General features: G+C 71.1%; 10 protein-coding genes. 3 read left to right on the plus strand and 7 right to left on the minus strand.

All coding sequences use genetic code 11. The annotated features are described in order from the left end of the window. Window positions 1-103 precede the first annotated feature (103 nt). The gene (locus AB0J97_RS51085) at window positions 104-1,573 is read right to left on the minus strand and encodes a phosphodiester glycosidase family protein (RefSeq protein ID WP_364104573.1); all 1,470 of its coding nucleotides are present in this window, start codon (window positions 1,571-1,573) and stop codon (window positions 104-106) included. A 253-nt stretch (window positions 1,574-1,826) separates the two neighbouring features. Here AB0J97_RS51085 and trpS point away from each other — a divergent pair, with 253 nt between their 5' ends. Then, entirely contained in the window at window positions 1,827-2,789 is a 963-nt protein-coding gene (gene trpS, locus AB0J97_RS51090) for a tryptophan--tRNA ligase (protein ID WP_364104576.1), read from the plus strand. A 6-nt stretch (window positions 2,790-2,795) separates the two neighbouring features. Here trpS and AB0J97_RS51095 read toward each other — a convergent pair whose 3' ends face one another. The 5 genes from AB0J97_RS51095 to AB0J97_RS51115 are packed head-to-tail and all read right to left on the minus strand — an operon-like array spanning window position 2,796 to window position 8,229. Beyond that, on the minus strand, window positions 2,796-3,179 hold the full coding sequence (locus AB0J97_RS51095; RefSeq protein WP_364104579.1) for a cupin domain-containing protein: 384 nt from the start codon (window positions 3,177-3,179) through the stop codon (window positions 2,796-2,798). A gap of 5 nt (window positions 3,180-3,184) precedes the next feature. Then, window positions 3,185-4,216, minus strand: a complete 1,032-nt coding sequence (locus AB0J97_RS51100; protein WP_357710711.1) for a P1 family peptidase — start codon at window positions 4,214-4,216, stop codon at window positions 3,185-3,187. Continuing rightward, window positions 4,213-5,829, minus strand: coding sequence for a PucR family transcriptional regulator ligand-binding domain-containing protein (locus AB0J97_RS51105; RefSeq protein ID WP_364104583.1), 1,617 nt, complete (start codon window positions 5,827-5,829; stop codon window positions 4,213-4,215). The genes AB0J97_RS51100 and AB0J97_RS51105 overlap by 4 nt, the downstream gene beginning before the upstream one ends. A gap of 56 nt (window positions 5,830-5,885) precedes the next feature. Next, window positions 5,886-7,514, minus strand: a complete 1,629-nt coding sequence (locus tag AB0J97_RS51110; protein ID WP_364104586.1) for an AMP-binding protein — start codon at window positions 7,512-7,514, stop codon at window positions 5,886-5,888. A 13-nt stretch (window positions 7,515-7,527) separates the two neighbouring features. Next, window positions 7,528-8,229: a TetR/AcrR family transcriptional regulator C-terminal domain-containing protein gene (locus tag AB0J97_RS51115; RefSeq protein WP_364104589.1), complete on the minus strand. Its 702-nt coding sequence runs from the start codon at window positions 8,227-8,229 to the stop codon at window positions 7,528-7,530. Window positions 8,230-8,284: 55 nt separating this feature from the next. Between AB0J97_RS51115 and AB0J97_RS51120 the strand changes: the two genes are divergently transcribed. Beyond that, window positions 8,285-9,736, plus strand: coding sequence for an MFS transporter (locus AB0J97_RS51120; RefSeq protein ID WP_357710721.1), 1,452 nt, complete (start codon window positions 8,285-8,287; stop codon window positions 9,734-9,736). Here the strand turns inward: AB0J97_RS51120 and AB0J97_RS51125 are convergent. After that, window positions 9,733-10,431 carry an alternative oxidase gene (locus AB0J97_RS51125; protein ID WP_357710723.1) on the minus strand — a complete coding sequence of 233 codons (699 nt, stop codon included), beginning with the start codon at window positions 10,429-10,431 and terminating at the stop codon, window positions 9,733-9,735. The two genes, AB0J97_RS51120 and AB0J97_RS51125, sit on opposite strands and share 4 nt — an antisense overlap. 235 nt (window positions 10,432-10,666) lie before the next feature. Here AB0J97_RS51125 and AB0J97_RS51130 point away from each other — a divergent pair, with 235 nt between their 5' ends. Continuing rightward, a complete protein-coding gene (locus AB0J97_RS51130) occupies window positions 10,667-11,947 on the plus strand; it encodes an aspartate aminotransferase family protein (RefSeq protein WP_357710726.1) in 1,281 nt (426 codons plus the stop codon). Window positions 11,948-12,038 lie beyond the last annotated feature (91 nt).

Genomic DNA, 12,038 nt, shown 5'->3' on the forward strand with positions numbered 1-12,038 from the left:
TGTTACCCGCCCGCCGCGGGGGGGGCCGGCCCCGCCGGTGGGGGGTTGTGGGGGGGGGTTGCGGGGGGGGTGGGGGGCGAGCCTGCCCCTCGCGCCCCGGCCGCTACTGGGGAAGGACGAGGAGGGCGTCGCCGACGCCGCGCTCCACGCCGTCCGATGGCCGGTTGACCAGCTTGTTCGACACGACCATCGCGGTCGAGCCGCCGCCGTCCAGGTTGACGGCCTGGACCGCGCCGAGCCAGCGCATGAACTGGGCGGCCTCGTGGAAGTTGGCGCCGATGGTCACGCCGGGCTGGCGGCCGTCGATGGTGGCCAGGATGAGGCTGCCGTTCCTGGTGACGCCGAGGAGGGTGCGCGGGTGGCGGCGCAGGATCATGTTCACGGAGTCGTGGCCGTCGCGCTTGGCGGTGATCTTCACGCGGCCGTTGCGCACGAGGCCGACGCCGCCGGCGATCACGTTCAGGTCGGGGGTCAGCTTGAGGGCCTTGCCGGTACGCAGGTCGGTGACCTTCGTGTCGATCTTGACCGTCCAGCCTTCCCAGGCGTGCTCGGCGAGCCATTCGGCGGACGTGCCCTGGCCGTGCAGCACCCGGGTGCCCTTGGCGACGGCGGCGCCGCTCGTGCGTACGGCGACCGCCTTGCCGTTGGCGTCGAGGACGATGTCGGTGCCGCCGGTCGGGGTCTTGGCGCCGTACTCCTCGGTGTAGAGCACGGTCTCGTCCGTCGCGGCGGCGCGGTTGACGCCGTTGACGACGAGCTTGTCGCCGTCCTGGGAGATCGCGGTGACGGCGGTCTTCAGCTCGGTGACGCGGACGCTGCGGCCCTGGAGCACCACGGCGGAGCGGCCCGGCACGGCCTCGCTGAGCAGGCGTCCGGCGACCACGGAGGCGCCGACGGGCTCGCCGCGCAGGTTCTTGGCGGTGTGGATGTTGAAGAAGCCGCCGTTGACGCCGACCACCGCGTTGCGCGCCTTGGCCATCGAGGAGACCGTCTCGCGCTTGGCGACGCTGGTGCCGAGGGAGGCGGCGTACGAGCCGCGGAACGTCCGGGAGTCGATCATGACGACCTTGGCGTCCCAGGGGCCGGTGGTCTTCAGGCCGTCGTCGCCGAGGTAGTCGACCTTGACCTTCAGCCCGGCTTCCTTGAGCGTCTTGGCGGTCTCGTCGGCCTTCGCCTTGTCCTTGAAGGACCACAGGCCCACGCGGACCATGTAGACGGTCTGGGAGGGCGCGTCGGCGACGCTCGGCCGGATCACCTTCTGCAGGCTCGCCGCCTCCCCGGCCGCCTCGACCTCGGTGACCTTGGCCTGGGCGGTCTCCAGAGCGCCGTAGTCGCGGCCGCTCGGCATGAGCACGGTCACCGTGTAGCCGTCGGTGGAGCTGCCGGCCTTCACGTCGTACAGGTCGATGCCCTGGGTGACGGCGGTCAGCGTCTTGGTGGCGGCGGACCGGGCGCCCAGCGGGAAGTCGGCCGACGGGAACTGCACCGCGAGCTGCGCCGCCGAGGCGGGAACTGTGGTGACGGTGATCGTGGCGGCTATGGCCAGGCCGCCGGCGAGGGTGCGTCGAGACATGAACTCTCCAGAGGGCGGAAAAGGGACCGAACCATCCTGACGAGATCAAGGTCCTGGGGTCAGCAGAACGCGCCAAACCGCTCAAGAGTTACCAGATTGACACCCAGTCCGGATAACATTGTGTTATGACCCGTATCAGCATGTGGTGGCGGCCGGCAGACGGCCGCTGATCTTCCATGCTGGGCCGTCCTGATGGCGGCCCTGCACGAGCGCGGGATCCCCTCAGGCGGCACACCTGAAGGAGAGACCCACCGTGAACGACGTCGTCCTGACCGGCGACCGGCCGACCGGACGCCTGCATCTGGGCCACTATTTCGGCACCCTCGCCAACCGGGTGGAGCTGCAGGACCAATACCGGACGTACGTGCTGATCGCCGACTACCAGGTGATCACCGACCGTGACCTGCCCGGCGAGATCCAGCGCAACATCACCGAGGTGCTGCTCGACTACCTGGCCGTCGGCCTCGACCCGGCCAAGGTCACGATCTTCCAGCACAGTGCGATCCCCGAGCTGAACCAGCTGCTGCTGCCGTTCCTGAGCCTGGTGTCGGTGGCGGAGCTGAGCCGTAACCCGACGGTGAAGGACGAGATCGCGCACAGCGCCCGGCGCTCGGTCAGCGGCCTGCTGTTCACCTATCCGGTGCACCAGGCCGCCGACATCCTGTTCTGCAAGGGCACGCTGGTGCCCGTGGGCCGCGACCAGCTCCCGCACGTGGAGGTGGCCCGGCTGGTCGCGCGGCGCTTCAACGAACGGTACGGCGAGGTCTTCCCGCTGCCCGAGGCCATGCTGGGCGAGCGTCCGCTGCTCATGGGCCTGGACGGCGGCAAGATGAGCAAGAGCCGCGGCAACGCCATCGCCCTGGCGGCCACCGAGGACGAGACCGCCGCCCTCATCCGCAAGGCCCGCACCGACTCCGAACGCCTGATCACCTTCGACGAGCTGCACCGGCCCGGGGTCGCGAACCTGCTCACGCTGGCCGGGCTCTGCCTCGGGCGTTCGCCTCAGGAGATTGCCGAGGAGATCGGCGACGGCGGGGCCGCCGAGCTCAAGGCGCTGACGACCGAGGCGGTCAACGAGTTCCTGCGTCCGATCAGGCGGCGGCGGCGCGAGCACACCGAGGCCGACGTCAGGCAGGTGCTGGCGCGGGGCAACGAGCGGGCCCGGGAGCGGGCGGTCCGCACGCTGGAGGAGGTCCGTACGGCGATGGGGTTCTAGCCGGTTCTAGCCGGACTGCCGGGACTGGTAGACCTTGCGCAGGGTCTCGTGCACGATCCACGTCGTCCGGGCGCCCTCGGCCAGCAGACACACGTCGCCCGGCCCGACCTCGATGGTGGTGCCGCCCTCGACGGCGATGGTGGCGCGGCCGGACAGCACGACGAAGATCTCGTCGGTCTCGACGTCGGTGACGACGCCGGGGGTGATCTCCCAGATGCCCCGGCCGTCGCCCAGCTCCAGCGACGAGGTGGCGGGGTCGCCCGCGACGATCTGCTCGGGGGCGAGCTCGTCGGGGGTCAGCCGCACGTCGTGCACGGGCACGGCGAACGCGCCGGCGGTCGCGATCATGCGGCCGAGGTCTTCGAGGTCGGGCATCAGGACGTCAGACATGTTGCTCATTTCACCAGGTCGGCCAGGCGGGCGCCGTCGAGTGCGTAGGCGGTGAAGCCGTTCGCGCCGGTCATCGTGTCGGCGGCGACCATCGCGTTGACGATGGCCTCCTCCGTGGCCTCGATCGCGGCGTGGAAGAGCGGGTCGAGGAGGGCGTCGGCCAGCACCCGCACCTCGAACACGCCCGAGCCGCCGTCGTCGAGGGCGTTGGAGGGCAGGTCGCGGTTGCCGGTGGCGAAGCAGACGAAGCCGTCGCCGCTGGAGCTCTCGCCGGCGCCGCCCGTCCTGGCCACGCCGAGCCCGGCCCGCTGGGCGAGCTTGCGGCACTGGTGGGGGAGGAGCGGCGCGTCGGTGGCGACCACGGCGATGATCGACCCCGCGCCCTCGCGCATGCCGGGGCGGGGCACGTCGTCCATGACGATCGGGCGGCCGTTGACGGTGAGCCGGTCGCGGCGGCCGTGGTTGGCCTGCACGAGCACGCCGACCGTGTAGTCGCCGGTCACGCGGGACGCGGTGCCGATGCCGCCCTTGAAGCCGTGGCAGATCATGCCGGTGCCGCCGCCGACCGAGCCCTCGGGCACCGGGCCGGCCGAGGCGCCGTGGTAGGCCCGCTCGACGTGCTCCTGGCGGACGTGCCGGGCGTCGATGTCGTTGAGCCGGCCGTCCCAGGTCTCGGCGACCACCGGCAGCGACCACGCGCCCGCGCCCCGGCCGCCGACCTCCAGGGAGACCAGCGCGTCGCGCACCACGCCGACGGAGAAGGTGTTGGTCAGCCCGATCGGCGAGTGCAACAGGCCGAAGTCGTCGAGGTAGGGCAGGCCGGTCATCTCGCCGTTGCCGTTGAGCCAGTGGTAGCCGGCGTAGACGGGTGAGTCGTAGGCCGAGCCCGGGCCGGGGCGGACGACGGTGACCCCCGTACGGGCGGTGCCCTCGGTCAGCGTGGTGTGGCCGACGAGGACGCCGGGCACGTCGGTGATCGCGTTCAGCGGACCGGGGACGCCGGTGCCGACGACGATGCCGTGATCACGAGCTCTCAACGGTTCTCCCTGCGGAAGGACTCCAGCGCCAGCAGTGCGACGTGCAGTGACAGGCATGACTCGACGTCGTCGAGGTCGGTGTCGAGGATGCGTTCGAGGCGGCGCAGGCGGTCGTAGAAGGCCGGCCTGGACAGGTGGGCCTTCTGCGCGGCCACGGCCTTGTTGCGGCCGGCGTCGAGGTAGGTGCGCAGGATCCGGGTGAGGTCGCCGCCGCGCTGGGCGTCGTGCGCGAGCAGCGGGCCCAGCTCGCGTTCGGCGAACGTCTGCAGCCGGGCGTCGTCGCGCAGCAGGTGGAGCAGGCCGCGCAGGCGCAGGTCGGGCAGGCGGTAGAAGGCGCGGCCGTCGGGCTGGCGCACGGCCACGTCCGCGACCTGCTCGGCTTCGAGGAAGCTGCGCCGTACGTCGCGGATGGACTCCACCACCGACCCCGCGGCCAGCACGAACGCCGAGCCGGGCCGCCACAGCACGCGCAGCCGCTCGGCGAGCGCGGTCAGCGCGGGCTCGGCGCCGGTGCGCGGCGGGAGCGGCAGCAGGACGCCGACCCGCTCCTGGTCGAGCGCGCCCACCAGGGCCGGCAGGCGGGCGTCGCGGCAGGCGGCGGCGGTGGCCTCGGCCAGCTCGCCGAGCTGCGCCTGGCCGTCGAGCGCCTGGTCGGCGGGTTCGGTCGGCCTGATGACGACGCTGACCAGCTTGCGGCCGGTCAGCGGCACGCCGACCGCGCGGGCGCGGGCGGCGGCCTCGTCGGGGTCGGCGTAGGCGTGGGTCAGGATGCCGGTGATGATCGTGCCGTGGGCCTGGCGTTCCAGGGACTCCTGGTGGCGTTCGAGCAGGCGGCCGAGGGCGAGCGTGGTGGCAGCGCGTTCGGCGAGCACCATCTCGCGGGGCGTCGGCGGCGTCTCGCAGATGAGGATCAGCCGCCCCCAGTCCTGGCCGCGGGCGCCGACGGTGGTGATCAGCCAGCCGGAGGCGGGGTCGTACGCCGTGCGCCCGGCCGGGGCCACCCCCCGCGACCTGCTCTCCCACCCGGCCAGCAGCGTGCCGGCGTCGCGGCCCGCGGACTCGCAGGCCAGCACCTGGTGGGCGAGGTTCTCCAGCAGTACCGGTCGGCCGGACAGCCGGGCGACCTGGGTCAGCACCTCGGCGGGCGAGGCGCCCTCGACCGACAGCTCGGTGAACACCTCGTGCAGCTGCTCGGAGGCGCGCAGCTCCTCAAGCTGGATGTCGATGATCCGGGCGTGCACGGACTCGGTGATCTGCACGAACGGCGTCTCGCGGGCCAGCACGATGACCGGCAGCCCGTGCTCCTCGGCCGACTTGACCACTGCCCCCGGCAGCTCGCGCAGGAACCTGCGGCCCAGCTCCACGATCAGCCCGGAGGCCCCGACGGAGGCGAGCTCGCCGATGTAGTCGGCGAGCTTCTCCGGGTCGTCGGGGAGCGCGACGCCCGTGGTGAGCACCAGCTCGCCGCCGCGCAGCAGATGGGCGATGTCGACGATCTCACCGACGTGCACCCACCGCACCCTGGTGTCGAGCCGGTCGGCGCCCGCGACCACGCGCGGGCTGCCCCGGCGCACGGTCTCAAGAGCGAGGACGTCGGCGATGGTGGGGAGCACGGGGCGAGCCTAGCCGATCAACCTGTAAGAACGGTCATACAGCCATATACACACTGTCACAGATTGAACTCCTCCTCGCGGTACTCACCTTGGGGTTCGCGCACCCGGAGCTCCACCCGCCGGATCTTCCCCGAGATCGTCTTCGGCAGGTCGGCGAACTCCAGCCGGCGCACCCGCTTGTACGGCGCCAGCTCCCGCCGGCAGTGCTCGAAGATCGACCGCGCGGTCTCGGTGCCGGGCTCGAACCCGGGCGCCAGCATCACGTACGCCTTCGGCACGGCCAGGCGCACCGGGTCGGGGGCGGGCACGACGGCCGCCTCGGCCACGGCCGGGTGCTCCAGCAGCACGCTCTCCAGCTCGAACGGCGAGATGCGGTAGTCGGAGGCCTTGAAGACGTCGTCGGTCCTGCCGACGTAGGTGATGTAGCCGTCCTGGTCGCGGGTGGCGACGTCGCCGGTGTGGTAGTAGCCGTCGCGCATGGCCTCGGCGGAGCCGCCGACGTACCCGGCCATCAGGCCCAGGGGGCGGGGGTCGAGCGGCAGGCAGATCTCCCCGTCGTCGCCGGGCTCGCCGGAGACGGGGTCGATGAGCACGATGTCGTAGCCGGGCAGTGGGCGTCCCATCGATCCGGGTTTGACCGGCTCGTCGGGTACGTTGCCGATCTGGGCGGTGGTCTCGGTCTGGCCGTAGCCGTCGCGGATGGTGATGCCCCACGCCTTGGCGACCTGGTCGATGATCTCGGGGTTGAGCGGCTCGCCCGCGGCCACGGCGGTGCGCAACGGCAGCTTCCAGGCCGCCAGGTCCTCCTGGATGAGCATCCGCCACACGGTCGGCGGCGCGCAGAACGTGGTGACCCGCTCGTCGCGCAGCACCTCCAGCAGGGCGCGGGCGGCGAAGCGCTCGTAGTTGTGGATGAGCACGGTCGCCCCGGCGTTCCAGGGGGCGAACACGTTGCTCCAGGCGTGCTTGGCCCAGCCGGGGGAGGAGACGTTGAGGTGCACGTCGCCGGGGCGCAGGCCGATCCAGAACATGGTGGACAGATGACCGGCCGGGTAGGAGGCGTGGGTGTGCTCGACCAGCTTGGGGCGGGAGGTCGTGCCGGAGGTGAAGTAGAGCAGCAGGGAGTCGCCGGCCCTGGTGGGGGCGTCGGGGGTGAAGCGCTCGCCGGCCTCGTACGCCTCGTGGTACGGCAGCCACCCGTACGCGTCGCCGACCGCGATCTTCGTGAACTCGCCGGCCCCGAACTTGCCCGCGTCGGCGGCGTTGGCGATCACGTGGGCGACCTGGCCGCGTTCGAGGCGTTCGCCGATGTCCTTGGCCGTCAGCAGGGTCGTGGCGGGGATGATCACCGCGCCGAGCTTCATGGCGGCCAGCATGGACTCCCACAGCTCGGTCTGGTTGCCCAGCATGAGCAGGACGCGGTCGCCCCGGCGCACGCCCTGCTCGCGCAGCCAGTTGGCGACCTGGTTGGAGCGGGCCGACAACTCGGCGAAGGTGTGGGAGACCCGGCCGCCGGGGTTCACGATGGTCAGGGCGGCGGCCTGCGGCGTCTCGGCGGCCAGTACCCCGTCGAACCAGTCGAGCGCCCAGTTGAACTGCTCGGCCTCCGGCCAGCGGAAGTCACGCCGGGCCGTGGGGTAGTCGGCGCTCAGGAGAAGATCGCGGGCCGCGCGGAAATCGCTCATGCCCCGGATCCTGCTACGTCGCCAGCCGCCGCTCAAGGCCGTCGAGCACCGACACGAGCCCGAAGTCGAACGCCGTGGCCCGAAGGACCTGCGGATCCTGGTACGCCCCCATGGCCAGGCTCTCCAGCATGTCGGGGAAGTCGGCCGCGGCCTTGGCGACCATGCCGCGCATCTCGTCGGCGTCGTAGTCGGAGTCTTTCGCGGTGGCGTCCCAGGCGATCTCGGGCAGGGTCATGCCGTAGACGAAGGCGGTGACGGCGGCCACGGCGTAGTCGACGTCGAGGCCGTGGAACCCGGCCGTCCTGAAGATCTTGCGCATCCGGTCGGAGGCGGACAGGGCGTGCGGGCCGAGCGCGGGCACCCGGCCGAGGAGGTCGGCCGACCACGGGTGCCGCAGCATGACCGCGCGCATGCCGTAGGCCATGGCCGAGGCGGCGTCGCGCCAGCCCACCTCCTCGGCGTCGGGGACGGTCATCTCGGCCCAGACCTGGTCGTAGGCGAGTTCGAGCAGTTCGTCCTTGTTGGCGACGTACCAGTAGAGGCTGGTGGCGCCGGCGCTCAGCCTCGCGCCGAGCTTGCGCATGCTCAGCCCGGCCATGCCCTCCTCGTCGAGCAGCTCAAGGGCGGCTCTGACGATCTCCTCGCGGCTGCGGCCGGGGGCGGCGGTCTTGCGCGGCTCGCGGAACCAGACGGAGGTGAACTGCTTGCCGGTCATCCCCCAAGGATAAATGCTCTCGCACAGTGTGCGAGAGTTGTCGTACGCTGTGCGAGTGACCTCGAACACTGTACGAGACCCGCGCCGCTGGTGGGTCCTTGTCGTACTCTGCCTTTCGCTGCTGGTGCTCACGGTGGACGGAACCGTGCTGAACCTGGCGATCCCGTCCCTGATCGAGGAGCTGGGCGCGACGCCGTCCGACATCCAGTGGATCCTCGACGCCTACGTGCTGGTCTTCGCCGGCCTGCTGCTGACCGCCGGAAGCCTGTCCGACCGGTACGGCCGCCGCCGCTTCCTCGTCATCGGCCTGGCCTTCTTCGGCGGCGCGTCGCTGCTGGCCGTGCTGGCCGCCGAGCCCTGGCAGGTGATCGGCGCACGGGCCCTGATGGGGGTCGGCGGCTCGATCCTGATGCCCTCGACGCTCTCCATCCTCATGACCGTCTTCGAGGAGGACGAGCGGCGCAAGGCCATGGCCATCTGGGGAAGCGTGGCGATGCTCGGCGTGATCGCCGGCCCGACGCTGGGCGGCTTCCTGCTGGAGCACTACTGGTGGGGCTCGGTCTTCCTGCTCAACATCCCGATCGCGGTGCTGGCCATCGTGGCCGCCTTCGTGCTGATGCCCGAGACCCGCAGCGCCGGGCGGCGGATCGACCCGGTGGGCGTGGTGCTCTCGATCGTGGGCCTGACCTCGGCCGTGTACGTGATCATCGAACGCGAGTGGAACCTGCCCGTCATCGCGGTGGCGGTCGTCACGCTGACCGCGTTCGTCATCTGGGAGCGGCGGGCCGAGCACCCGATGTTGCCGCTGCAGCTGTTCAGGAACCGCAACTTCAGCGGCGCGTCCTTCTCGATCCTGCTGATGTCGTTCGGCGCGGGCGCCGTGATGCTGATGCTCACCCAGTACCTGCAGTTCGTGCTGGGCTACGGCGAGCTCCAGGCCGGTCTGGCCATGCTGCCCCAGGCGGCGGCGGCCGTCGTCTTCAACGGCGTCGGCGCGGCGCTGGGCAAGAAGGTGTCCAACCGGGTGCTGATCTCGGCCGGGCTGCTGATCATGGCGGTGGGGTTCGTCGTGATGGCGCTCACCACCGGCTACCTGCCGCTGATGGGCGGGCTGGTGCTGATGGGCGCGGGAGCCGGCCTGGCCGGTCCGTCCGCGTACGCCTCGCTGATGGGGGCGATCCCCCTGGAGCACGCCGGCGTCGGGTCCGCGCTCAACGACACCGTGCAGCAGGTGGGCCTGGCCATGAGCATCGCCGTGCTCGGCAGCGTGCTGGCCGGCGTCTACACCTCGGAGATGCCGCTCGACGCGCCCGCGGCGGCCCGCGAGTCGATCGGGGTCGCCGAGCAGATCGGGCTCGGCGAGGTGGCCGACCGGGCCTTCACCGTGGCCGTGCACCTCGGGTCGTGGGTCGGGGCCGGGTTCAGCCTCGCCGCCGCGCTGCTCGCGCTGGTCGTGCTGCGCCCGGCCGCCCCCGTCGCGGCCGCTTCCGAGCTCGCCGAGGTCTAGCGGACGCGGGGCTCACGCATGCTCTCCAGGCTGTCGAGCTTGTGCGTGCGCTCGTCGTGGCCGATCTGCCGGAGCAGGTCGGCCACCGAGCGGTAGCGGCCGTACTCGTCGGCGTACGTGCCGGGGTCGGGCACGAAGTCCAGGTCGGGGTTCTCGGCCACGAACGTCATGTACTCGTGCTCGGCGTGGTCCTCGAACTCGGCGTTGAGCCGGTAGCTCCAGTCCGGCCGGACCACGAACAGCACCCAGGACACGTGGTAGTAGAAGAAGGCGATCAGCCACGGCGCCGCCTTGTGCAGCAGCCAGTTCTGGCGCTGCCCGGCGCGCTGCACCAGGTCCTGCATGATCAGCAGGTGCCACTGCTCGTTGTCCTGGTCGGCGCGGGCCTCCACGATGCGCTCGAAGACCCTCCTGGCCAGGGCCGAGCGCCCGGCGTGCCGGTGGACGGCCCAGTAGCCCATCCGCTCCCACGCCTGGTACGGCACCCGCGCGATGATCTCCAGCATGGCGAACTTCGTGTACGAGCCCTTCCTGCCGTACATCAGGTCCACGGGCTTGAACATCATCCGCGCCAGCAGGCTGTAGTCCATGCGCGGGGTGTCGAGGGTGTCCTGCTGGGCGCGGCGGAGCTGGTCGCGGTCGAGCTTGGGCGGCCCGGCGGGCGCCTCCGGGCGAAGGTCGATGGTGACGGTCATCTCGGTCTCCTCGGTTCGTCGATGATCCGATGGTGGCCGAGCGGGCCCCGCCGGGTCGTCGCCCGCGAGTGGTCAATCGCGATGCCTCTGGCGGCGTACCGGGGGGCCGGCGCGTACGCCCCCAGGCGCACGGGTGATCCCCTAGGGGGAGGACTTACATCTTGTAAGGTGATGTGGCCCCCCGCCGACAGCCTGCCGCTGTGAGGAAGCACGGGAGAACGGGATACTCGATAACATGTCGGAGCTACTCGCGCGCCACCGGGCAGTGATGCCGAACTGGCTGGCCCTCAACTACAACGAGCCCATCGAGATCGTCAGCGGCAAGGGCAACCGCGTCATCGACGCCGATGGCAAGAGCTACCTTGACTTCTTCGCCGGGATCCTGACCAACATGATCGGGTACGACGTGCCCGAGGTGCGCGACGCCGTCGAGCGTCAGCTCGCCACCGGCGTGGTCCACACCAGCACCGTCTACCTGCTGCGCGGCCAGGTCGAGCTCGCCGAGAAGATCGCCAGGCTCTCCGGCATCCCCGACGCCAAGGTGTTCTTCACCAACTCCGGGACCGAGGCCAACGAGACCGCCCTCCTCCTCGCGACGTACGCCCGCAAGACCGACCAGGTGCTCGCCATGCGGCAGAGCTACCACGGGCGCAGCTTCGGCGCGGTCAGCGTCACCTCCAACCGGGCGTGGAAGAACAACTCGCTCTCCCCGCTCAACGTGCACTTCCTGCACGGCGCCGACCGGCACCTCACCCAGTTCAAGGGCCTGTCCGACGCCGACTACATCAAGGCGTGCGTGGACGACCTGCGCCACGTGCTGGCCACCTCGGTCTCCAACGACGTGGCGGCGCTGATCGCCGAGCCGATCCAGGGCGTGGGCGGCTTCACCATGGCCCCCGACGGCCTGTTCGCCGCCTACAAGGAGGTCCTGGACGAGCAGGGCATCTACCTCATCTCCGACGAGGTGCAGACCGGCTGGGGCCGTACGGGCAGCGCGTTCTTCGGCATCCAGAACCACGGCGTGACCCCCGACATGATCACGTTCGCCAAGGGGCTGGGCAACGGCTTCGCGGTCGGCGGCATCGTGGCCCGCGGCGACCTGATGGACGGGCCGCACGCCGTGGGCCTGTCCACGTTCGGCGGCAACCCCATCTCCATGGCCGCCGCCAACGCCACCCTCGACTACGTCCTCGACCACGACCTCCAGGCCAACGCGGCGCGGACCGGCGACATCATCATCGGCGGCCTCAAGGAGGCGGCCGCGCGCCTGCCGATCGTCAAGGACGTGCGCGGCAAGGGCCTGATGTTCGCCGTCGAGCTGGAGAGCCCCGCCCAGGCCGTCCGCTTCATGGAGGAGACCAAGAAGGCGGGCCTGCTGGCGGGCAAGGGCGGCCTGTACGGCACCGCCATCCGCATGGCCCCGCCCCTCACCCTCACGGTGGACGAGGCCACCGAGGGCCTGGGGATCATCGTCAACGCACTCGAAGTCATCAACGCAGAGGCAGCAGCTCAGTGAAGTCGGTCAAGCATTGGATCAACGGCGCCCTGACGGACGGCGGTGGCCGGACGGCGGAGGTCTTCAACCCGGCGACGGGTGAGGTCAGCGG

Source organism: Nonomuraea sp. NPDC049607, from assembly GCF_040675375.1.
GTDB lineage: Bacteria > Actinomycetota > Actinomycetes > Streptosporangiales > Streptosporangiaceae > Nonomuraea.

Excerpts from the sequence above, each read along its gene's own strand:
- AB0J97_RS51085 (WP_364104573.1), bottom strand. The coding sequence starts at position 1,573 with ATGTCTCGACGCACCCTCGCCGGCGGCCTGGCCATAGCCGCCACGATC.
- AB0J97_RS51095 (WP_364104579.1), bottom strand. The coding sequence starts at position 3,179 with ATGTCTGACGTCCTGATGCCCGACCTCGAAGACCTCGGCCGCATGATC.
- AB0J97_RS51110 (WP_364104586.1), bottom strand. The coding sequence starts at position 7,514 with ATGAGCGATTTCCGCGCGGCCCGCGATCTTCTCCTGAGCGCCGACTAC.
- AB0J97_RS51115 (WP_364104589.1), bottom strand. The coding sequence starts at position 8,229 with ATGACCGGCAAGCAGTTCACCTCCGTCTGGTTCCGCGAGCCGCGCAAG.
- AB0J97_RS51125 (WP_357710723.1), bottom strand. The coding sequence starts at position 10,431 with ATGACCGTCACCATCGACCTTCGCCCGGAGGCGCCCGCCGGGCCGCCC.
- AB0J97_RS51130 (WP_357710726.1), top strand. The coding sequence starts at position 10,667 with ATGTCGGAGCTACTCGCGCGCCACCGGGCAGTGATGCCGAACTGGCTG.